Raw genomic sequence first — 22,779 nt, forward strand, 5'->3', positions numbered from 1 at the left:
ATCATGGTTTAAATAAAAAATATGACAGGGGAAACCTTAGAACCTACTCGGGGGAAATTAGAACGGACTCTTTCGCAGGGAATTCAAGCTTTGTACCGCTCTCAACTCGGACACCCAACGAGTCAGGCGCTCTGCAATCTTTTGGATAACAAATTGATAATTGTTGTCGAAAATGGGCTTACTCAACCCGAAAAACTGCTGGCTCAGAACGGTCAGGAAGATTTGGCTTTGCAGGTGCGAACACAATTAGAATCAGTTCTGGAATTGCCACTAAAAGAATTAATCCAAAAGGTGTTGGGCGTGGGAGTCACTGATTTGCTCCGCGATGCGACCTTGGAGACAGGCCGCACTGGAACGATCGCAATTTTGGACTCTGCACCTCAAGTTCGTGATTCTAATTATAAATCTAAAACTCAACCAAAACCAGTGGAGAGTCGAGGTGCTGGCGAATAACTGTTTCTAAATCTTTGATGTTAAAAGGTTTGGAAAGGTATTCCACGCAGCCTGCTTCGAGAATTCGAGCGCGGTCTTCTGGTTTTGCTAGTGCTGTGACAGCAACAATCGGAATATGTCTGATCTCGGGGTTTTGTTGGACGCGCTTTACTACTTCCATACCGTCTATATCCGGCAGGCAAATGTCGAGTACGATTAAGTCGGGAGATCGATCGACTGCGGCAGAAATAGCTGCGTACCCGTCAACTGCTCCCACGCACTCGCAGCCGAATAAATCGAGTATTTGTGTCAGCAGTTCTAAGTTGTCCGGATTGTCGTCTACCGCCAAAACTAAAGGACGCTTCTCAACCGGGGGTTGACTGCTAATGAAAGACGAGGATTCCACTTTATTGTCCCACTGAAGGTAGTTCATAAATGCCGGTCGAAACGATCAAAAAATTTGTCCCCGAGGCATTCTTCAAGTGGCGCTGCGGCACTTGAAACAGATTGGCTCGTATTTGTAGCTCTCCCATGACCAGTTTTTGGTCTAAGCCGATACAATCTCGCTACGAGCTGCGGGCAAAACGACCGCAGTTTTAATTAACCCCATAGCCTCTGCTTAATTCTACCTCTCTCAGCGCAAATTTCCAACTGAGGCCCTTTTGGTGCGTCAGCCTTGGTAAAAATACGCACGAAATACGAAAAATCTTACCAATAAAGCATCCTCGATTAATAGCATTGAAGAGTGGCGACAGCTTTTTAGGATATTAACCACAGTAAACATGGGTTCCCATACAGGGATCTACCTAAAGGAAGATTCTAACGGACACTTAATTTTCCTAACTTCCACCTGCTGAGAGATACTTGATTACTCTACTTTAGACTTCAATGTTTTTAAGTAGTAATGATCACAATTTAAGCCAGTAAAAAAATTCAGTTTTTACATGAGCTTTACCGGATATTAACCTAGGAGGTTTTAATGACAATTCCAATCAGAGACGACCTGACTTACATTTTGCTCAAAAAGATTGGCAGCGGCAACGGCAGGGGAGAGTCGGAAATTAGGAATGCAGCGGAAGAATATGTCGGTCACCAGGTGGCGGAAGCGGAATTGCGCGGTCATTTCGACTACCTCAACCAAAGGGAATTTATCAAAGCTCAGGTTAGTGACGAGCCTTATGGAGGAGCTGAGTTAACAGAAAAAGGCCGCAAACTGTTACACAAAATGGAGACGAATCCTCCGAGCTCGCTCCACCAAGAAGGATCGGCAGTTCCTATCGCTTCAAAGGATATGCCGTTTTTGGAAAAAGTGATGGTAAACGGTCACTTGGAGGATATTTTTGATGCCCGCGACATTACCGAAGTAGTGTACCGGGTCATGCGCGACGTGATGACAAAAGACGCTATCGAGCACGTGGAATCTGAATTGCACAAAGAAGTTTTGCCTACGGATGACAAAACCCTGCAACAAGAAATAGCAGACCTCTGGAAAGATACCAATCCGCTGGTGGGATTGCTCAGCCGGATACGTCAGCCTTTGACCGGCCCGCCTGCACCTGCGGGGATCGATGGCAATTTGTTTGCACGGAGGGTGGAACTAGAAGGCTCACTTCCTTCAGGAGTAAAACCGGAAACTGCGATCGCCGCTGTATTTTCGGCAACGAAGGATGAGCTGTCCGAGGAGCGAATTCAGGAAATAGCTGGCTTTTTGCCGGACAGAATTCGGGGAATTTGGGAGTCGGCTTAACGATACCTTTTAAGGTATAAATACTTACCAGCCGGGTTGACCAACCAGTATTCTCCCTCCAGAGGACACAATACTGGGTGGTCAACCCGGTTTCTCTATACCTTTTGTTTTGTAGCTCTGCAATTGCTTTGTAGTGAGGACTTGAGTCCCGATCAAACTCGATCGGACTTTCGGCCTCACTACTTGTCAGATCGCTCTTTCCTTGCCTTGTAAGTGCTGTGAAAAACCCGGTCGATCACCGAAATTTGTCGAAAAAGCCGAAATATTCCCAGAAACCGAGTTTCTCACTCTTGGGTTGGGTCAAGCCCCAAGACGGAGCGAAAGTGTTGTAATGTATAATACAGGGCAAGTTAAGACTGTGGCTCGCAAAAATGCTGTCAACAGCCCGGGAGATCAAAAGGCATGGCCCGCACAAAACTTAGACAAATGTCACGATCGACTTTAGAACAAGAAATTTTACTCAATCGAATTACCAATCGCATCCGCAACTCTTTAGAACTACAAGAGATTTTGACGACAACTGCCCTAGAAATCCGCAGCTTTTTAGAGAGCGATCGAGTAAAAGTTTATCGCTTTGAGGCCGATGGTAGTGGTGAGGTTATTGCTGAGTCCATCAACGGCGACAAATTGCCCTCTATGCTGGGTTTGCGCTTTCCACCAGGCGACATTCCCAATAGTGCTCGGGAAATGTTTCTCAAAGCGCGGCAGCGAGTGATTGTAGATGTGGAATTGCAGCATCAAACAATTAATCGGTTAGATTGTCCCGAAACCGGCAAAACTTTAGCAGTTGAAGATATTAGCTATCGTCCTGTAGACCCCTGTCACGCTGAATATCTGAAGGCTATGGGGGCACGTTCTTCTCTGACGGTGCCGATTTTGCATCAAAATCACCTTTGGGGGCTGTTGGTGTCTCATCACAGCCAACCGAAACGGTTTAGCGATCGAGAATTGAAAATGGTGCAGTTGCTTGTAGATCAACTTTCAATTGCGATCGCCCAATCTTTTCTGCTGAGTCAAGCTAGACAGCAAGCGCGTGACGAAGCCGTTATCAACCAAATTACCAGTTTGCTGCATTCTCCTCTGGAACTAAACGAAATTCGGAAAGCAGTTCTCGAACAAACTGTCAAGCATTTGCGTGGTTCAGGAGGGCGACTCTACATTGCAGCCGAGTTTGGCGATAGACCTGCTTTGCTTTATACCTGTGGCCAGCAGCCCGCGGACATCGACCTTGAACTCAGCCCATTTTGGCAGCAGATTATGGGGAGGGCAAACCAAGACGATCCAGCACAAACTGCTAATCATACCAGCCAATTAGGTATGTTTGAAAATCTCTATTCCCAGCATTACAGTTCAATTGACACCAATATTTCCAGTTTTCTCGTACCGCACTTGTACGCGATTTCCGATATTTCTAAAGAACCTCAACTCAAATCTGTATCTGCAAATTTATTCGCAGCTTCCATTCGATCATTTTTGGCAGTACCGCTGCAATACCGCCAACAGTGCATCGGCTGTCTCACCGTTTTTCGCAGCCCCATAAAAACCGAAATTTTGTGGGCTGGCCGTTGCAGTTCGGACGCCCGGAACGATCGTCCCCGACAGTCCTTTGCAGCTTGGAAAGAAATCAAAACAGGCGAAGCTCAAAAATGGACTAGCGAGGAACAGAAGCTAGCACAATCTTTAGGAACTCACCTGTACATGGCTGCAATGCAGAGGCGCGTCGAGGCGATGATCCGACACCAAGCTTCTCACGACCCATTAACCGGTTTACCTAATAGATTACTGTTTAATGAAAGGCTGTCTTTAGCTTTAGCTAGCGCTCACCAAAATGGAGAAATGCTGGCGGTAATCTTTCTAGATTTAGATAGATTTAAAAATGTTAACGATACTCTCGGTCATCCCGTGGGCGATTTGTTGCTGCAAAGTGTATCTCGGCGTTTGACTAACTGTTTGCGCGTGGGTGATTCGATGGCTCGTTGGGGCGGAGATGAATTTACTGTGCTGCTGTACAATATCAACAGCCCGGAGGAAGCAACTAAGATTTGCCAGCTAATTATCCAGAGTTTAAGCGGCCCTTTTGATTTTGAGGGTCTGGAACTTTATATTAAGGCTAGCTTGGGAATTGCTTTGGCTCCTTACGACGGAGAAGATGCAGAAACTTTGCTGAAAAATGCTGATGCTGCGATGTACAAAGCTAAACAAAAAGGTCGCAATAATTATCAGTTTTACACGCAGGCGATCGGCAGTAAAGTATCCGAGGATCTTAACTTAGAAAATCATCTTTACAAAGCTCTAAAAAAATCTGAGTTTGTCCTGTACTATCAACCGCAAATTAATTTAAATACTGGCAAAATAGTCGGCATGGAAGCTCTGATTCGCTGGGAGCATCCCGAACGCGGTTTGATTTCTCCCGATCGATTTATTCCCTTAGCTGAGGAAACAGGATTAATCTGCCAAATTGACGAATGGGTGATGCGGACTGCTTGCTTGCAAAATCGAGCGTGGCAGTTACTGGGATTGCCGCCGATGCGGATAGCGGTGAATTTATCAGCCCGCCAGTTTCTGCAACCTCACACGGTACAAACCATCGCTGAAATTTTATCAGAAACTAAGTTAAATCCCGAATATTTAGAAATAGAAATTACCGAGAGCATTGCCATGACAGATGTGAGCTTTACGGTGTCGGTATTGCAGCAGTTGCAGGACATGGGAATTCACATTTCTCTGGACGATTTTGGCACCGGTTATTCTTCGCTATGGTCTCTGAAAAACTTTCCGCTCAATAATTTAAAAATAGACAAATCCTTCGTGGCAGATTTGGTGACCGGCAGCAACGGTGCTACTATTGTGAAACTGGCGATCGCCTTGGGACAGGGCCTGAATTTACAGGTGATTGCTGAGGGAGTGGAAACAGCAGAACAGTTGGCGTTTTTGCACTCGCATAAGTGCGATATGGGTCAGGGTTACTTCTTTAGCAAACCAATACCGGCGGCGGCTATAACCCAATTGTGCTTAGAAAATCACTCTGGGAAGAAAATAAGTAATTTAAATTAACAATCAGGAAGCGGAACAAAAAAGAGTTTCTGTTTTGAGTTGTGAATGGGCTCGGAACCTGTCAAATAACCCTTATAAGTTTGTAGTCAGGACATCCGTTCTCGGACTTTGGGGGAATTAAGAAAAAACTCAAGTTCTTATACCAATTTTTTATGAGGCCCCGTAGAATCAGATTCCCCCTAGCCCCCCGCCGGAGGGGGGGACAAGATTTCGCTCAAAGTGGGTCTTCTTAAGGGGGATTTAGGGGGATCGAGATATGTGCAAATTCACATTAAATTGGTATTACTACCAACATTTTTTTTCGGGTTGGTAGCAAGAACTTCAGTCCTCATATCTTTGAATGGGGAATGAGTGCTTTCAATGCCTAACAGCTTACTGCCAAACAAACACTTTCGCTTCGTATTCCGGCAAGTCAATCATAATATTATGATCGCCAGATTCAATATCATAATTCCCCGTCCATTCGTGCCAAGTTCCGTTGGCAGGGAAGTGGGGAACGCTGTAACCTGCCAGATAATTTTCCGACATATTCGCCACTACTACAACTCTCGAACCTTCATCGTTCCAGCGAGTGTAAGCAAAAACTTTCGAGTCGGGGTCTTCGTGGAAAAATTCAATGTTTTCTGTGTAAAGTGCTTGGTTATTTTTACGCAGGTGAATCAAGCCTTTATAGTATTCCCACAAACCTTTATTCAGGTCATTTCCTAGCAGCGTCCAGTCAATTTTAGATTGCTCAATTGTTTTGCCTTTGTATTCACCAAATTCTTCGCCCATCCAAATCAGCGGCACGCCAACTGCTGTCATTAACAGCACGGTTCCCAACTTTGCCCGCTTGAAGGCGGCTTCATCCAAAATTCCGCGATCGCCCAATTCGGCAAAAACGCGATCGTGATCGTGATTACTCAAATAATTGACTACATTCGTAGCACCCAAGTAACCTTGCCGCTTGCAGTCGATTACCTCTTTGAGCCGTTCTAAATCAAAATTGTCCCCGCACAGTTGTGGAATTATGGAGTGATAGAAACTGTCGTGCCAGCAGCCGTCCATCGGCCCGTCTAGATTCGTGATGCTGGGCTCGTCGGGAATGTATTCGGCAACGGTATAAAACGGTTTGGGGCCGGCGGCATTTTTGGCTTCTTGAACTACCCAGTGCATAAAATCGTAGTTAGCAATTTGTCGGGCCGCGTCGAAACGAATGCCGTCGAGATGATATTCTTGAATCCAGAAGCGGACTGTATCGCCAGCAAATCTGCGCGCCGGGAAAGTGCCTAAATTTTCGTCGTAGAATTCGTAGTTAAATTCTGGGCCCCAATTGTTGTCGGGATCGCGGGGTTCGTGGTGGTACCAATAATCGTGATCGATTTGAGTGAGGGGGCTCGATGATTCCGAGTGGTTGTAAATCCCGTCCATGATGATGCGAATACCGCGCCCGTGACACTCGTCTATCAGGTTTTTGAGTTCTTCTGTGGTTCCGTAGCTGGACTCGGCAGCGAAGAAGTAGCGGGGGTTGTAGCCCCAACTGTAGTCGCCTGGGTATTCTTTGAGGGGCATGAGTTCGATCGCGTTGATGCCGAGTTCGACTAGGTAATCGAGTTTTTCGACGACGTGCTTGTACTTGCCGCGGGCGAGGGGATCGGCTTCGCCACCGGAAAAGTCAGCAACGTGCATTTCATAAATCACTAATTCCCGATCGGCCGGTAGCGGTTTATCGTCGTGTTTCCAAACATAGGTATCGACAATCCGATCGCCATCTTTGATCCGAACAAGGCCGTTTTGAGTAGGATCGTCGATATCAGTCGCGTAGGGATCGACTATATCTACCCACTGATCCGCTTCCAGAAACCAGCTTTTCGACTGAACGCGAAATTTGTATTGATAAACGCCATCCTCCAACTCAACTCGCGTGCGGAAATAACCCTCTTCGTCCTTTTCCATCGGAATCTCTTCCCAATTAGAAAAAGAGCCAATCAAGGCAGCTCCTTTGTTATAGGGAGCAAATAACTTGAATTCAATTGGGGCGGCCATAATACCTCTTTCTAAAATATTTCAGTAGCAGTTGATACTTTTAATTTCGCAACTTTAAGCGAACTCAGCATCGCTCTGCGGATATAATTTTTTTAAGGCTTAAGTATTCCTAAAAGTATGTTATTCTTGCCTCTGCCTGCGCCTTTTCTGAATTGATCTCGCGCAATATTGGCAGTGCGAGCGAAATTTATCTAACTGGGGATCGCTCAACAATAAGTATTAGTAATATGATAGTTTTTTATCATCTATCTCAAGATAGATTTACTTTTCAAAAATTTAAATAAAATATCTGTACAGGGATAGATGCGGATTTAAAGTTTGGCTTTTTTTAATAATAAACAATTAGTCAGTCGGTGTGCAGTGCACACCCTAAATCAGTGGTCGTAAGGTGCGCCTAGCGCACCCTACTTTTAACTTGATTTTGCCTGATGATAAGGCTTCATCCAACCAAGCCAGAACGCAGGGCGAGAACGGCAGCCTGAGTGCGGTCATCAGCACACAACTTGTTCAAAATATTGCGGACGTGAGTCTTGACTGTACCGACAGTAATGTAGAGCTTTTCGGCGATTGCAGCATTGCTGTAACCCTGCACGATCAGTTCCAAAACCTCTAATTCCCGTTCCGTTAAAGGGTAAGTCTCAATGATGTGACTAAACTCAGGTTCAGCAGCCTTAATTGTGACTCTTTTGCCCTCAGCCTTCGGTTCTTCCGGCGCAGGTTCCTGAGTACGAGCTTGTTTCAGGACGATACGGGCGATCGCCGGATCGATCCAAGAATTACCTTCGTGAGTTACTTTTACTACATCTAATAACTGATCGAAGCTAATATCTTTCATGCAGTAAGAGTCAGCTCCAGCCGCAAAAGCTGCCAGAACTTCTTCTTCATTGTCCTGAAAAGTCAGAATCAAAATTTTTGTATCGGGATCGGACTCCGCTACCGATTTTTTGAACTTTTGTGTAAGTTCAATGCCATCAAAATCCGGCAACCCAATATCTACAATTGCCACGTCAGGTTTTGAAGACTGAAGCAGTTTCAATCCCTCTGTAGCGTTAGCTGCATCGCCGACAACTTCTATAGTGTCACGCTGTTGTAAAGCTGTGCGAATGCCGACTCTTGTCAGGTCATGGTCTTCTACCAAAGCAACGCGAATTTTACTCATCTTTCTTCCAATAGCCCGCTAAACTTTTAAAATATCGTCAACTGACTCAGCTAAACTGAGTAAATTTGAGAATGTGTCCTGATTTATGGTTTTACAGGCTGCACATCATTTTTAAGCATACTCATGCAGCCGCCAAGAATGCAAGTTAATTTTTAAGTTATTTTGCGGCGATGCCTGCACGAGCCTTCCTCGGGACAGGTAAGCTCTCAATGTGTCAACATTTTAACTGAATTATCTCAGTGTCCGCCCGTTGATAGAGGTAAAGATATCACTACCCAGATAAATTTAAAGTATAAAAAATTTTGATGCAGTTGGCTCGTCAAAATCAATAAAGCTAGCAGCACGAGTCTTTAGCCGGTGTTAGGGCTCAAGTCCAATGCTTATTTATATAACCTGTTATGACTCAGTATGACGGCAATAAGTCTTTTGCGTTGGAGTTTTCCGACTCTGAAATCTTAGACAAAGTATCTGAAATAACCTCCCCCCAACCGCAAGTTGGCGATTGCAAAACTCAGGAGAATCGCCTGTGGTCGGCAATTCCTCACATAGTTTGGAAAACAAATGCCGACGGCTGGGCGACTTATTTCTGTCAGCGCTGGGAGGAGTACACCGGCGTACCAGCAGCAGCAGCTTTGGGTTTCGGCTATCTGGCGCAGGTCCACCCAGAAGACCGTCCTCGTCTATTGGCGAGATCGAACACTTCTAAGTTCTCGCCGCCAAGTTACGAAATTATATTTCGTCTGCGGACGCGAGAGGGCATTTACCGCTGGAACCTGGCCAGAGGAACGCCCGCTAATCTAGACAGTCAGGAAGTTTTGGAGTGGGCGGGAACCTACACCGAAATCGACGCCATCCAAAAAACTCCAGCCGCACCCCAAGCAGAACCAGAATTTTTGCCCGCTCAAGTGCCCTCGAAAAACAATTTTACAGCAAAAAATTGGTGTGAAGGCCGGACGGTATGGGACGCGGAACACGAGTTGCACGCGATTGATCGATTTACAAATCTGTTAAGCCAGCGCGCGGGTAGCTTGTGCCAGTTGTTGCAAGGCATTGCGGATGCGACTGTAGAGGCGATCGCAGGAGCGGAATTTTGCCTAGTTGCTCTCCTGGAGTACGATTGCAGCGGCCTGAAAGTCAGCGCTGTCGGGGGCACAGAAAACTTTGGTGAGGGCACAACCCCGCACGTGCAAAACAAGCTGCTGTGGAAAGCATTTGCGACGGGAGAGTCTGTACTGTTGCGGTCGGAGTCGAGCGACGGCTTGCTGCCGGCGGCGGCCTGTGCTGCGGCGATCGAGTCGGCGCCAAGCGGGCGTTTGGGTGTGTTGGCCATCGGCAACGGCAAAGACAGCAGGGCGATTGACAGGCATACTCAGCAACTGCTGGCGGTGATGGGAAAACAAGCTGCGATCGCGATTAACAACGCGCTGGCGATCGAAAAATTAAAAAAGCAGGAACAGCTTTTAGACTTGCAAAACGAGCTGCTAATTCGCCAGCAAGAAGAACTGGAAAAGCAGGGGCGACGCATTCAACAGCAAAAATTGCAACTGCTAGAAGCAGCGAAGTTAAAATCGCAATTTTTGGGCATTATGTCCCACGAATTGCGAACTCCCATGAATTCGATTATCGGCTTTTCCCAATTGCTGCTGCGCCAGCACAAACAACTGCTGACCCCCCAGCAAACAGAAATGGTGGGGCGCATTTTACATAACGGCAAAAATCTGCTACTGCTAATTAACGATATCCTCGACCTCTCCAAAATCGAGAGTGGCCGCACTGAATTAAAAATTGAAAAATTTCATTTAGGGCATTTAGTAATGGATGTCGCCCGGGAATTCGGAAATCAAGCCACCGATAAGAACGTGGCAATGGCAGTCAGCGTCTGTTTGCAGGAGCAGTTGATAGTTAATGACAAGTTGCGCCTGCGGCAAATTTTGGTGAATCTCGTTTCCAACGCGGTTAAATTCACGCATGAGGGGAGCATTTACATTGAGGTGCGGGAATTAAATTGCGATCGGTTAATTATCACCGTTCGGGATACAGGAATCGGCATCTGTGAAAAGTATCTTCCCCACATTTTCGACAAGTTTCACCAAGGCGACCAAACCACAACTCGCTACTATCCAGGCACCGGTTTAGGACTAGCTCTTTGTGCTTCTTTAGTCAAGATGATCGACGGTACAATTACTGCCGAAAGTCAACTCAAAAAAGGTTCGATATTTCGGATGGAATTCCCGCGAAAAGTTTACCCTAAAACACTCACTGGCTGACTGAAAACCTTTTTATATTTCTCAGAAGAGCCGATTTTAACTGCTCATACAAAAACTTTCGCCCCTCTCTAAGAGACGAAAGAATAAATATGAGTAAGAGCAAAAAAAGGTTTTACCTAGTAATTATAGCGGTAGGGTGCACCTCGGCGCACCCTACATATAGAGGTTTTGGGTAATTCCTTTATTCTTGAGTCTCTCTCTGCTAGGAGGAGAGTTTGTGTAGGATAGGTTGCAACACCAGACTCTTATCTACAGACTAGAAGTTTTCCCTACTTCCGCCTGAGTAGCAATTGGTTTAACATCGGTGTAGCCCATATTATTAGCTACGTCGCGCAGCACTGTAATTTGCTGTTCAAACTCAAGACCTTCAATTTGACCTAACACGCCATTGACAGCCTCAGTTGCCTCATATCCTTCGGGGATATCGACAATTGTTTCCCCCATACCAATAGCCCAAGCATACCAAACTACCAACTGATTGTTAGCAGTTAAAGCTCCGTAAGCGTGGGAATAGGGCGTGTCGTCGCGGTTAACAATACCGCGCATTATATTCAGTTGTTGGTCATGGGAAAGCTTGTAAAAATCATCCAGCAGCATGGGAGCTAATTCTGGCTCGGCGGCGGCGGGAGCGGCTGGTGTAATTGAATCTCCCATTTTTTCATAAACAAAGTAGAGCAGCGCCAGTTTTTCATCTGTACCCAACCCGTTGATTGTCTGAACGATGTTTTTAGTGTCGTTGGAGAGAGAGTGAGGATTGGTGGCGGCGGGTGAGTTCATAAACAAAATTCCTTAAAAATGCTTCCAGAATATACAAATATCAAGATTTGTAAGTACAAGTCACCATCCCCGAGAGGTAATACGATTTTAGTTTTTAGATTTTAGTTTTTAGATTAAACAATGGGGAATGGCTTAGTATGTATGGGTTGGGAGCTTGCCTAAAGCTGCATTTTTTTCGGAAAGTGGTGTAATGTTAACAGACCACCCTAGAATAAATCATCCTTAAGATAGAAGCCAACGATACATCTGCGGGTAGATGAAAAAGCCGGGAACTAAAGTAATAATTGATACAGTGAATTGTTAAATAAAACTAGCAAGGAGTCGGCTATGTCTGAAATCAATACAGAAGTCAATAACATTGAAAACTTTGACGCTCAGCAGATCACTGAAAGCGCGGAAGCTGGAGAACAAAAGTTGCCGACCGTTAATGTATCAGCAGACTACGAAGCTTCAAAAGAATTCAGCGTTAGTGACATCGATCGCACGGGTGCCGGCGCTCAAGCTGCCGCCGCTGCAACTGCACCTAAATTTCCTATTCCCGCTGCTCAAGATAATATGGCAAAGCCGACAGATACAAGCGGTAATCCCGCTGATTTTCGTTCGATGGCTCAGGACATTACGCCTGCAGGTACACCGGGCGAAGTTACCGACGATTTGATGCAGAAAGCGATCGATCTTGGTACTCCTGGCAGTTAATTTAGAAATTCTCGATCCTCGATGCAAAACCTCTGTATTGTAGGGTGCTGATTCCCCGCCTTACCCCTATAATTCCCGCGTCAAATCACGTTTTGCATAAGTTCTGAATTGTCAAGTGAGTGCACGATAAGCTGCCATACAGTAGGGACACAACTTTGTTGTGTCCTTAAAGGCTGCAATAGAGTAGGGACACAACTTTGTTGTGTCCTTAAAGGTTTAATTTTAAGTCGATCGCCCGACAAATTTTGCCGACAGTGCGATCGCCCAAAATTTCAATTACTAAATCAACGCGATCGCCCTCCAGCATCGACTTAATAAATAACTCTGGATGCAGCGCTTTCCAGAAATATTCAACAAACCGATTAATTTCAGCTTCTGACATTCCCGGCTTCCCCGCCGCCATCATTTCCCGTTCCGCCTGATTGCGCCACACTTGAGAAAGGCGATAATCTTGGGGATACAAAACCATCAACCGATCTAATCGGTTCCACAGCGGCAAATAGTCGTGCAACTTCGCATTCATATCGCGCGCAAACTGACAGTCGCTTTCTGTGGAAATCGGAAACGGTGCAGCCGCCAAAAACTCGTTTAATTTGGCATCAACCACCGGCTTCACACCGACAAACCAACCTTCAAAAAGTACAATATCCGCACCGGAAATAATTTCGGGTTGACTTCTATCTCCTGCACCTCCATAGGCAGATTTGTCAAACCTGGGAATTTCTATATTTTTATTAATTAAATCCGGTTTGATGGCATCAGATTTGGGATTGTCAACTGCTGCTAAATTGTGAGTTAGAGAACCGCGCAACTTGTCTAAAACTGCGATTCCCAAGTCAATATCGTGAGTGCCGGGAGGGCCGCGCCAAATTAAACGCGGGTCTGCTTTTTGGAGTTGTTGGCGATCGGCATAAGTCTTGTAAAGATCGTCTAAAGAAAAGCTGACAGTAGAATATCCCAATTTTCCCAGAATCAGCCTCAAAACTTGGCATAAAGTAGTTTTTCCCGTTCCTTGCACTCCTAAAATTCCTTGAATTAAAGGACGGTTTAAACTTTGTTTTGCCGTCGATAATTGCATGGCCAGCGGCAGCCACAGATTCCACAAAGTTTCGAGGAAAACAGTTGACTTTAGCGGGAAAGTATGCAGTTCGTCAAGAAGAGTAAAGAATAAATCGGTTTTGCAGCGGACAACATCGGCTACATTGTCGGGAGTAATGCCAAAAGCGCGCGTTAGCGAAGCCCTCGAAGAGGAGCGCACATCATCGGCAAGTTCCCAAAAAGCCAGTTGATCGAAGTCGGGAGCGATCGGGCGATCGCCGGCTTGCCACCGATGTAAAATTTCAACAGGGGTTACAGTCGATCGATCCATATCCTAAAAACTCTCTATGCGGGGGCGGGTTTTGTACAAATATTATCTGCAATTGACAAATATTTGACCCCACCCAAAACGGAGACAAACCGCAACTCCTGTCGTGGAGAGCTCCCAAATTTAGACCCTAGTTCAAAATCCCCAATTCATCTGTGGAATACATCTCAAATCTAAACTCCTTCGACTGAGGGCTGACACCGAAGTCTAAAATCTCAAATCGACTGACACTAAACTCGGCACTACAAATTCAATTTTTTTAAGCGTAGGTTTATATAAATACTATCTACAACGGACAAATATTTGAGCATTTTTCACGAGCCGAGTTTGAAAGCCTCCACAAATAAATTGTAAGTCAGACCAATTTTCAGAGCATTGAGCATCTCCACCCACAAAGAACGGGCGACAGACCGCGGGCCACCGTAAACCAGCCAGTTCACCAACTCGGTCAACAACACCAACAGCCCGGCTGCGATAATATCCCAATCTGCCGATTGTCCGGCGATCGTCGAAATAGCGGTTCCCAAAAAAGTGCCGAACAGCAGGCTAATTAGCAGGAGCGAAATCCGCCGCCAAGGATTGCTCAGCCAGCCTCGGAAGCGATCGCCCAGAACATCAATTAATCTGTTAATTCGGGTATTCTGCATAAAAGTTATACGATTTGAGATTTGAGATTTGAGATTTGAGATGCGGAATGACTGATGAATATTGGGGTTGGGAGTACGGGCCTATAGTGGTATTCTTTTTTTCAACTGGTATTAAAAGCTATACCGATGAGTCAACAAATGCCTCTCCCGACCAACTGCAAATTCTTACCGGAGTCAGTATGTCGCCATCTAAAATCTCAAATTTAACATCTAAGATGGTATTGAGCGATCGGCGAGTTATAGCCGAGAACGGTCAAGTAATTAAGTGTAACTGTATCTTGTGGCACAGCAGCCCCTGGTTTTACATTAAAAATAGTGAAGACTCATTGCGGGTGCAGTCTATCCTTTAAGCCTAAAATCTATGAATCTTAAAATTTACCAGATCGTAATTGGAGTGTCGATCGTCCTAATTACAGGAATGTTTCTAGGACGTTTTGAAATCACTATCTCCCACGGTTCCAATCAGTCCAGGGATTGGCCCTCACAAGCCACCGCACACCCCCCAATACCCCCCGTTTCCCCAGTCGCGACAGCTTCTGCAGACACCGCCAGCGAGCCCAAGCCCGACTCAACACCAACTCCCCCAGAGTCAGAGGAGGAATTGCTTTCCTCAATCCCTGCAAATACTAAAGCCGCCGGCAGTCTGCGCGTCAGCAACCGCAGCGAACACCCAGTGCGAGTGGCCCTGCTGTCGAAACGGCAAGCCAAGGAATCCTACGGCAAACCCGCGCACTGGGATTTTGCGCCCGGAGAAGGTGGCGACAAGGGACTGATGCTATCGCTGCCGGAGGGCAAGTTACAAGTCCAACGGGGAGACATTTTAGTGGTTTTTGCTCAGGATGGTTCTCGCCACTACTGGGGGCCTTACGTCGCCGGGGAGACAGCCTCGCCCGCTTGGAACAGCACAGCCCGAGAATGGCAATTAATTTTGCAGCCGTGAACGCTTAGCTGCTGGTGCTGAGATTTTGGTCAATAAACCCGGTCGATCCGGTTTTATTGAGAACGATGCCACTATGCGAGTTAAGCTCACATAGCGGCATCATTATAAAGAACAGGCTTTCCGGCCTGTTCCACAAAGAGTGAATTTTCTTGTGGGGTGGGTAGGAGAGCCCGCCCATGAAAGCCTTGTGGAGAAGGGTGCAACATCTCTATTTAACCGGATTCGATCGAATTGGGAGTTTCGAGAATGCGAATCTTTCGGTAGACTCTCTATGCGAGCTAAAATTTTAAATCTAAAATCGCAGGAAGTTTGGGTGAAGGAAGTTATTAAAAATTTGTCAGAGTTTAGGAATCGCCGGTTAGCGAAGCCCTCGAAGAGGATCGCACCTTTGCTGCTGTCGCTGTTGTGGCTGTTCGCGATCGCCTGGGTAGGTTTCTTGTGGAATCTCGGCAACATCGGTTTAGTTGACGAAACCGAACCGTTGTTTGCCGAAGCCGCCCGTCAAATGACGGTGACAGGGGATTTCATCACTCCTTATTTCAACGGCGAAACCAGGTTTGACAAGCCGCCGTTGATTTACTGGCTGATGGCGGTGGCTTACCGCACTCTGGGCGTTAACGAATGGGCTGTGCGTCTTCCCTCGGCTTTGTGCGCGATCGGTCTGACTTGCCTCGGATTTTATACCTTATCGAAGGAAGAAGGAAGAAGGAAGAAGGAAGAAGAAACAGAGAATCAAAACTCAAAACTCAAAAATAGCCGTCTTTCCCTCTTTTTTTCTACTCCTTGGATTGGTGCGGCCCTAATAGCTTTAAATCCCCAAACTATTGCCTGGGGACGGACTGGCGTTTCAGATATGCTATTAGTCGCCTGTATGTGTTCGGCACTCCTGGCATTTTTTCTCGGTTACACCCTCGAAGAACAGAGAGAAAAAACAGAATTTTCCCCCGTTTCCGCTTCCAGATTTCCTAATAAGTGGTATCTGACTTTTTACGTACTAATTGCCTTAGCAATTCTGGCTAAGGGGCCTGTGGGAATTGTCGTGCCAGCGCTGATTGTTGGCAGCTTCGGGCTTTATTTGGGAAATTTTCGGCAACTTTGGCGCGAAATGCGTCCGGTGTCGGGAATCTTGATTATTCTGGCGATCGCCCTGCCTTGGTACATTTTGGTTATTTTAGCCAACGGTCAAACTTATATTGACAGCTTTTTTGGCTATCACAATTTCCAGCGTTTTACTGGAGTAGTCAACAAGCACTCGGCGCCTTGGTATTTTTACTTTTTTGTAGTGCTAGTTGGTTTTGCACCTTGGTCGATTTATTTGCCCGTGGCGATCGCCCGCACCCGTTTTTGGCAGCGCAGTTACTGGCGTCGTCAACCGCGATCGGCTCAGTTGAGTTTATTTGCCCTATTTTGGTTCGGCTGCATTTTTGGCTTTTTCACGATCGCCGTGACCAAATTGCCGAGTTATGTATTGCCTTTAATCCCCGCCGCTGCGATTTTGGTAACGCTGCTGTGGAGCGATATTATTGCAGGCAACGAACCTGAAAACAGGCGGATAAAGTTAGAAAAAAAACCTAATTCTTTACCGCGAGGACTATTAGCTACATACATTTTTAATGTGATATTTTTATTAATTGTAGCCGGAGCCACTTTCTACAGCTACAACTGGCTGGGAGATGACCCGGCAATGCCCAATTTTCCCCAAGCAATTCAGGAGTCGGGATTGCTGATGGTAGGCGGTACGATTTGGATAATTACAGCAGTCGCGATCGCACTTTTACTGTGGAAGCGGCAACAGCGCTGGATTTTGGTTGCTAACCTCATCGGGTTAGTAGCATTTATCATCTTTGGTCTTACTCCCGCCTACAAAGTGGTCGATATCAACCGCCAGTTACCTCTGAGACAGTTAGCACAGGTTGCAGTTCAACAAAAACTGCCAGGGGAAGAGTTTATTATGGTTGGTTTCTGGAAACCAAGTCTGGTTTTTTATACCCAAGAGCCGGTGACTTACTACCGAGCTGTCACAAAGGCGATCGACTACATTAAGCAATCTAAAAACCCAACTTCTCCCTCCATTTTGTTGCTGGGATATCCAGAGAAATTTGTGCAATTAGGATTGCAGCCAAATCAATATCAATTGTTGGACAGTCGGGGCGCTTACCAACTCGCCAGGGTTCCGAGACAAGCGTTTCGATAGTGCCTATAGTGTGAACTCATACTTGTTAAACAAGGTAGAAAAATGATTAAAACTAAGAATCTTCAACTACTTGCCGTCGAAAGGATTCACATAGAAGCTTTCTTACGAAGTAAAAGCGAGCTTGCAGCAATTTTAAATGTCATAGTGCCTGATAGCTGGCCTCTTTTCCCGGAAGCATTTTCCCTCCCTGCTGACGAATCTTCCGAATCCAATCCGCCTCCAACTGACTGGCACAGCTACTTCTTTATTCATCCAAAAAATCAAGTGCTTGTCGGCAATGGAGGTTTCACAGGCTCACCTGATGAGTCGGGGACTATAGAGATAGGTTATGAAATTGCTTGCGAATATTGGAATCGCGGATTTGCAACTGAGGTGGCACAGGGAATGATCGATTATGCTTTCGCTCACGAGGACGTGAAAGCAGTCATCGCTCACACTTTAGCTGAAAAAAATGCCTCGAATAGCGTGTTGCAAAAAGTGGGAATGAAGTTCATTGCAGAGGTGGACGATCCTGAAGAAGGCAAGATATGGCGATGGCAAATAAGCAGGGATGAATATCATCCGACTTGAACCGTAACGCGGTTTGGCTGTTTAAGTCACTGGTTTTGGCGGTAATTTGAAGGTTCTCGGTTGGAGCATTAAATCTGGCAGATTGAATAAAAGCTATAATCTAGTCACTACCTAAAACCCGAAGCTCGGAGCCTACAATGGTTTCAATTCTCAACAAACTCTCCTCGTTAGTCTTGGAAGGATTAGGCAAAGTAATGAGGGAAAAGCAGCAACTCAGCTTTAAGCAGGCAGTTGTGAGACAAACTATATACTACGTCTCAAAACAGTTACCACGCGAAGACCAAGATAATGGAGAACGCTACTTCATCTCTTTAGCCAATAAATGGATCGAGCAGCCGACACAGGAAAATGCAGAAAAGGCTTCAATGGGGGTTGCCTGCGATTATATAGATGGAGGTATGAGATATTTCGATTATCCATCATATTTTCTTACACCTGCTGAGGCAGCAGGCAGTAGTGCATATGATGCAACACAATGCGCCTTAACAGCATCTGGAAACGATTCGCGAGCCGCCTATGAATGGCAAATTACTGCTGCGTGGGCTATTTTGAATAACAAAGAACCACCGCTGCTGAAATAGAAATGCTTAATCAATATTTCGACGTACTAACATCCGTTTAAAGCTCGTATAAAACATAAAAGCTGCTTTAGTGTATTTAGACAGGTGGAAGACTATGATTCCAATCAATGAACCTCAAAAGCAGTCGTATCAACCGATCGCTCCCATGAGTCAGTCGCATCAACCGATCGCGATCACAGGACAGACTAGCAATGCAGTGTTATTATCTGAATCAGACTCCGCAGATGTTCAGGAAACACTGTATCTTCTCTCAGTGCCGGGGATGCAGGAATCAATTCGGGAAGGAATGGCAACGCAGATCCAGGATTGCGATCGCTCTTTGGACTGGTGAGGAGAGCCGACCATACGTGCAATAATCAGCCATATTATCTGGTACGCGATCGGCTGAACCTATGGATGCGCTAATCGGCAAAACTTTACAGGGTGGAAAGTACACCCTCGAACAAGAATTGGGAAGAGGCGGCTTTGGAATAACCTTCAGGGCAAATCACCGCTATTTAGGACAGCCTGTAGTCATTAAAACGCTCAACGAATCTCTGCGGCAGCAACCCAATTTTGCTGAGTTCGATCGCAAGTTTCAAGACGAAGCGAGGCGGTTGGCTTCCTGCGTTCATCCGAATATTGTCCGCGTCAGCGATTTCTTTGTGGAAGACGGGCAGCCTTACATGGTGATGGACTACATAGCCGGTCAGAATTTGGGCGATGTAGTCGGTTCAAATAATCCGCTGCCAGAAAATCTTGCAATTCTCTACATCACTCAAATTGGCGCTGCTTTAAAAGTTGTTCATCAAAAGGGTTTGCTGCACCGAGATGTCAAGCCGCAAAACATTCTTTTGCGCCAAGGTACTCAGGAAGTCGTGCTGATTGACTTTGGCATTGCCCGCGAGTTTACTCCCGGTGCAACCCAAAGTCACACTAATATGGTGTCCGACGGCTACGCGCCGCCAGAACAGTATTTTGCTCAAGGAAAATATACGCCCGCCACAGATGTTTACGGTATGGCGGCGACGCTTTATACTCTGCTGACAGCACAGGTGCCGGTGGCTGCAATTTTACGCACCAGCCAACCGATGCCATCACCCCGCGACTTGCGGCCTGAGCTAAGTGCGGCTGTCAGCTCTGCGGTGATGCGGGGGATGACGGTTGAAGCTCAAAATCGCCCTGCTACCGTCGATGAGTGGCTGTCGCTGCTGCACGGGCAGCCTCCTGGTGCAGCGTCGCCGAGCACCGGGCCGACGGTGGCGGTGATTCCGGGACACGGGCCTCAGTCGCCTGCGGGTTCCAGAACAGCGCCTGCTGTGGTGTCTTCTGGGGGAGGCAACCGCAAGGTTTGGTGGATTTTGGGGTTCGTGGCGATCGCACTTATTGTTGCAGGTTTGGTCGGGATTGCTAGGGTTTTCCTCAGCCGGCCGTCTTCGGAACCCGCACCGGTGGCCCAGGACGATCGCACTTCGGCCCCTGCTGATCCAGACGCGCGCTCACGCCCCGCACCAATTCCCGCGCCGACATCAACGCCAGCGCCGACTCGCAGAGAAACTCCGCCGCCCGCTGCTGAAACACCAGCGCCTGCTGTTGAAACTCCAGCGCCTTCTGTTGAAACTCCAGCACCTGCTGCTGAAACTCCAACACCAGCCCCAGCGCCAACACCAGCGCCTTCTCCGGAGGCTGCCGAACCCACACCAACGGAAAAACTTGTTGACAAAGAGTTGCCGCCAGATCGATCGCCCGCACCCAGCGAACAACCGGGAACCAGTTATCAGAAGACTCCCACCATCCCTGGGTATGCCGTTGGTACGGCGGAAAGTCAGATTTTATCCGAATTGGGAGAACCGACTGACTCTCAAGCGCGGGGCTATTGGCCAAATACTCGCACCGCACTTTACGAAATATTGCCCAATCGGATTACTCTCGGCTACATTTACGATCGCGATTCGGGCCAGCTAGTACAAACAGAGGGTTCTTTTGCCCAGTCCGTGGACGATTTGGTGGTGCGAACCGCCTTGAACGGGATGGTGGGCGGCGCCAGCCGGGAGATTTTGCAAGGCTTGGGCGACGTGCAGCAGCGCCGGAGTAATCGGTTTACGTTTAGGAAGGGTTCGCTCGAAGGGATGATCGAACGCAACGAGCGCGATCGGATTTACATCGGCGTCTGGGACGAAAATTTGCATTAAACTTGGCAGCGCTGACATTTTGCACCCTTGTCAATAAACCTGGGCGGGTTCTGGGGCCCACCCCACAGGAAAACTCAACTCTTGTGGAACAGGCCGGAAAGCCTGTTCAAGAAAATGGTGCAAGATGTAAATATTCCCGACTCAGCTTTGTGCCAAAATCCAAAATCCAAAATCTAAAATCGGTTGACTTGACGCAACACGAAATATTGTCTATCATAAAAGAACACACGAGGGGCTGTAATGGTTTCGACAGGGTGGCGAAAGCTGCTCCGTGATGCAGGTCGAGAGGGAGTCTACTCTCGTTAATATCGGCTCAAAAAAAATAGTAAATGCGAACAACATCGTTCCTTTCGCTCGCAAAGCCGTAGCTGTAGCCTAAAAACTTCTTGAGCTCGGTTTAGAGTGTATGCCACCTCACTCCGTTAAAGGTAGCATAACAACCCCCAACGGATGCCCTAGCTAAACGTTTCTAGTCGGCTAGCTAGGAAAGCAATCACTAGAAAATCCCCCCATTTGGGATAAAGATGGTTCCCGCCCCGAGGATTAGAGGGGATAAACCTGTGAACGATCGGAAGGTAAATACCCGCTTTGGACGGCAGTTCGATTCTGCCCAGTTCCATAAACAAAGTGACGTAAAATCAATGGTTTAAGCCATTTGAAAGCCACTTTACAGCATTAAAAGGGCCCAGAGTTAACTCTGGGCCCTTTTGTTTGGCATTCAATGTTCAATCTAAAACCTAAAATCTAAAATCTAAAATCGATCAGCTCGATCGGCTAAGTAAAAATACATAAATTACCCATCCATTAGCTACGCTGCAGGCTCATATAATTAGAACTTCACCCAGTCTGTGCGTTCTTGGAGCCTGTCGGGCGATATACTATTAGGCGGTAAAGCATTAAAAATCTTTACAAAGACCCCGATTTCTAAGCCTACTCCTACAAAGGACGGGTGAAAAATTATATGCTGAGCGCTCAAAAGCTGGAAAAATGAACCCAGGAATTGACTTACAAGGAAGTTTTGTAGAAGCCCTGATGAATTTGGGCTTACCAGCGGACATCGCCCAAGTGCTTTGGCTACCCCTGCCGATGTTGCTGATGATTGTCGCTGCCGTTTTCGGGGTACTCACTAGCGTCTGGCTGGAACGGAAAATTTCCGCCGCCGCTCAACAGCGGGTAGGCCCGGAATTCATCGGCCCTCTGGGAGTTTTAGCACCCGTTGCTGACGGTCTGAAGTTGGTATTCAAAGAAGACATTGTACCGGCAAAAGCTGACGCGCTACTATTTACCCTAGGCCCGGTAATTGTGGTGATTCCAGTTTTTCTCTCCTACTTAATCGTGCCCTTCGGAGAGCATATGCTGATCGCCGATATGGGGACAGCGATATTTCTGTGGATTGCCCTGTCTAGCATTCAGCCGATCGGCTTGCTGATGTCCGGCTATGCTTCAAACAACAAATACGCCCTCCTCGGAGGACTCAGAGCCGCGGCTCAATCCCTCAGCTACGAAATTCCCCTAGCTTTGGCAGTATTGGCAGTCGTGATGATGTCCAATAGCCTCAGTACGATCGACATCGTACACCAGCAAGCCGGCTACGGCATTGTCGGCTGGAATATCTGGCGGCAACCCGCAGGTTTCCTGATTTTCTGGATTGCAGCACTAGCAGAATGCGAACGCTTGCCCTTTGACCTCCCGGAAGCAGAAGAAGAATTGGTAGCAGGATATCAGACTGAGTACACAGGCATGAAATTTGCTTTGTACTATATCGCTTCCTACGTTAACCTCGTCCTTTCTTGCCTGCTAGTAGCAGTTTTGTACCTCGGCGGCTGGGAATGCCCGATTCCTGTCGAAGTGCTGACAAATGCCCTGGGAGTGAGCGAGACGACTCCTTGGTTGCAGGTAATTACCGGCTTGCTGGGCATTACGATGACCATGTTGAAAGCCTACTTTTTCCTGTTTCTGGCAGTTCTGCTCCGCTGGACTCTGCCGCGAGTTCGGATCGACCAATTGCTAGATTTGGGATGGAAGTTTTTACTTCCCGTTGCTCTAGTTAATTTGCTATTGACCGCAGCTTTGAAACTTGCCTTTCCCTTTGCTTTTGGCGGTTAATTAATAATAGGTAAAGGGCAACAGCTAAACAAAAATAGCTGTTAACC

19 protein-coding genes and 1 other RNA gene are annotated in these 22,779 nt (G+C 46.9%); 14 read left to right on the plus strand and 6 right to left on the minus strand.

Going from position 1 to position 22,779, the window contains the following annotated elements; all coding sequences use genetic code 11:
- Positions 1–21 precede the first annotated feature (21 nt).
- Entirely contained in the window at positions 22–453 is a 432-nt protein-coding gene (locus tag QUB25_RS10030; RefSeq protein WP_333183088.1) for a DUF2294 domain-containing protein, read from the plus strand.
- On the opposite strand, the gene QUB25_RS10035 is transcribed toward QUB25_RS10030, so the two are convergent.
- Complete coding sequence (locus QUB25_RS10035; protein ID WP_333183089.1) at positions 407–865, minus strand: response regulator; 459 nt, start codon at positions 863–865, stop codon at positions 407–409. The two genes, QUB25_RS10030 and QUB25_RS10035, sit on opposite strands and share 47 nt — an antisense overlap.
- A gap of 546 nt (positions 866–1,411) precedes the next feature.
- Between QUB25_RS10035 and QUB25_RS10040 the strand changes: the two genes are divergently transcribed.
- On the plus strand, positions 1,412–2,179 hold the full coding sequence (locus QUB25_RS10040; RefSeq protein WP_333042021.1) for a DUF2267 domain-containing protein: 768 nt from the start codon (positions 1,412–1,414) through the stop codon (positions 2,177–2,179).
- A 402-nt stretch (positions 2,180–2,581) separates the two neighbouring features.
- On the plus strand, positions 2,582–5,233 hold the full coding sequence (locus tag QUB25_RS10045; RefSeq protein ID WP_445251941.1) for an EAL domain-containing protein: 2,652 nt from the start codon (positions 2,582–2,584) through the stop codon (positions 5,231–5,233).
- Positions 5,234–5,605: 372 nt separating this feature from the next.
- Here the strand turns inward: QUB25_RS10045 and QUB25_RS10050 are convergent, their stop codons facing one another.
- Both QUB25_RS10050 and QUB25_RS10055 read right to left on the minus strand, forming a co-directional pair.
- Positions 5,606–7,258 (minus strand): alpha-amylase family glycosyl hydrolase, encoded by a 1,653-nt coding sequence (locus QUB25_RS10050; protein ID WP_333183093.1) that lies wholly within the window; start codon positions 7,256–7,258, stop codon positions 5,606–5,608.
- Positions 7,259–7,697: 439 nt separating this feature from the next.
- Positions 7,698–8,417, minus strand: coding sequence for a response regulator transcription factor (locus tag QUB25_RS10055; RefSeq protein WP_333057024.1), 720 nt, complete (start codon positions 8,415–8,417; stop codon positions 7,698–7,700).
- Positions 8,418–8,815: 398 nt separating this feature from the next.
- On the opposite strand from QUB25_RS10055, the gene QUB25_RS10060 reads away from it, so the two are divergent.
- Positions 8,816–10,684, plus strand: a complete 1,869-nt coding sequence (locus QUB25_RS10060; protein WP_333183094.1) for a PAS domain-containing sensor histidine kinase — start codon at positions 8,816–8,818, stop codon at positions 10,682–10,684.
- A gap of 249 nt (positions 10,685–10,933) precedes the next feature.
- Here QUB25_RS10060 and QUB25_RS10065 read toward each other — a convergent pair whose 3' ends face one another.
- Positions 10,934–11,461 (minus strand): orange carotenoid protein N-terminal domain-containing protein, encoded by a 528-nt coding sequence (locus tag QUB25_RS10065; protein ID WP_333042028.1) that lies wholly within the window; start codon positions 11,459–11,461, stop codon positions 10,934–10,936.
- Between the two features lie 327 nt (positions 11,462–11,788).
- Here QUB25_RS10065 and QUB25_RS10070 point away from each other — a divergent pair, with 327 nt between their 5' ends.
- Positions 11,789–12,157 carry a hypothetical protein gene (locus QUB25_RS10070; protein WP_333183096.1) on the plus strand — a complete coding sequence of 123 codons (369 nt, stop codon included), beginning with the start codon at positions 11,789–11,791 and terminating at the stop codon, positions 12,155–12,157.
- Between the two features lie 208 nt (positions 12,158–12,365).
- Here QUB25_RS10070 and QUB25_RS10075 read toward each other — a convergent pair whose 3' ends face one another.
- Positions 12,366–13,526, minus strand: a complete 1,161-nt coding sequence (locus tag QUB25_RS10075) for a glycerate kinase (protein WP_333183097.1) — start codon at positions 13,524–13,526, stop codon at positions 12,366–12,368.
- Positions 13,527–13,837: 311 nt separating this feature from the next.
- On the minus strand, positions 13,838–14,170 hold the full coding sequence (locus tag QUB25_RS10080) for a DUF565 domain-containing protein (RefSeq protein ID WP_333042031.1): 333 nt from the start codon (positions 14,168–14,170) through the stop codon (positions 13,838–13,840).
- Positions 14,171–14,217: 47 nt separating this feature from the next.
- On the opposite strand from QUB25_RS10080, the gene QUB25_RS10085 reads away from it, so the two are divergent.
- The 9 genes from QUB25_RS10085 to nuoH all read left to right on the plus strand — a co-directional run bounded on the left by QUB25_RS10085 (position 14,218) and on the right by nuoH (position 22,732).
- Positions 14,218–14,520: a hypothetical protein gene (locus QUB25_RS10085; protein WP_333183099.1), complete on the plus strand. Its 303-nt coding sequence runs from the start codon at positions 14,218–14,220 to the stop codon at positions 14,518–14,520.
- A gap of 11 nt (positions 14,521–14,531) precedes the next feature.
- Positions 14,532–15,110, plus strand: a complete 579-nt coding sequence (locus QUB25_RS10090; RefSeq protein WP_333183101.1) for a hypothetical protein — start codon at positions 14,532–14,534, stop codon at positions 15,108–15,110.
- Between the two features lie 271 nt (positions 15,111–15,381).
- On the plus strand, positions 15,382–17,304 hold the full coding sequence (locus QUB25_RS10095; protein ID WP_333183102.1) for a glycosyltransferase family 39 protein: 1,923 nt from the start codon (positions 15,382–15,384) through the stop codon (positions 17,302–17,304).
- 42 nt (positions 17,305–17,346) lie between these two features.
- Complete coding sequence (locus QUB25_RS10100; protein WP_333183104.1) at positions 17,347–17,874, plus strand: GNAT family N-acetyltransferase; 528 nt, start codon at positions 17,347–17,349, stop codon at positions 17,872–17,874.
- A gap of 137 nt (positions 17,875–18,011) precedes the next feature.
- Positions 18,012–18,455 (plus strand): hypothetical protein, encoded by a 444-nt coding sequence (locus tag QUB25_RS10105; protein WP_333183106.1) that lies wholly within the window; start codon positions 18,012–18,014, stop codon positions 18,453–18,455.
- Positions 18,456–18,549: 94 nt separating this feature from the next.
- Positions 18,550–18,786, plus strand: coding sequence for a type II toxin-antitoxin system Phd/YefM family antitoxin (locus QUB25_RS10110; RefSeq protein ID WP_333183108.1), 237 nt, complete (start codon positions 18,550–18,552; stop codon positions 18,784–18,786).
- A 61-nt stretch (positions 18,787–18,847) separates the two neighbouring features.
- Positions 18,848–20,626, plus strand: coding sequence for a protein kinase domain-containing protein (locus QUB25_RS10115; RefSeq protein ID WP_333183109.1), 1,779 nt, complete (start codon positions 18,848–18,850; stop codon positions 20,624–20,626).
- 231 nt (positions 20,627–20,857) lie between these two features.
- Positions 20,858–21,248: a transfer-messenger RNA gene (gene ssrA / locus QUB25_RS10120) on the plus strand.
- A gap of 365 nt (positions 21,249–21,613) precedes the next feature.
- Positions 21,614–22,732 (plus strand): NADH-quinone oxidoreductase subunit NuoH, encoded by a 1,119-nt coding sequence (gene nuoH, locus QUB25_RS10125; protein ID WP_333183110.1) that lies wholly within the window; start codon positions 21,614–21,616, stop codon positions 22,730–22,732.
- The last annotated feature ends 47 nt before the right edge of the window (positions 22,733–22,779 follow it).

It is taken from the genome of Microcoleus sp. B3-D7 (assembly GCF_036705305.1).
Taxonomy (GTDB): domain Bacteria; phylum Cyanobacteriota; class Cyanobacteriia; order Cyanobacteriales; family Microcoleaceae; genus Microcoleus.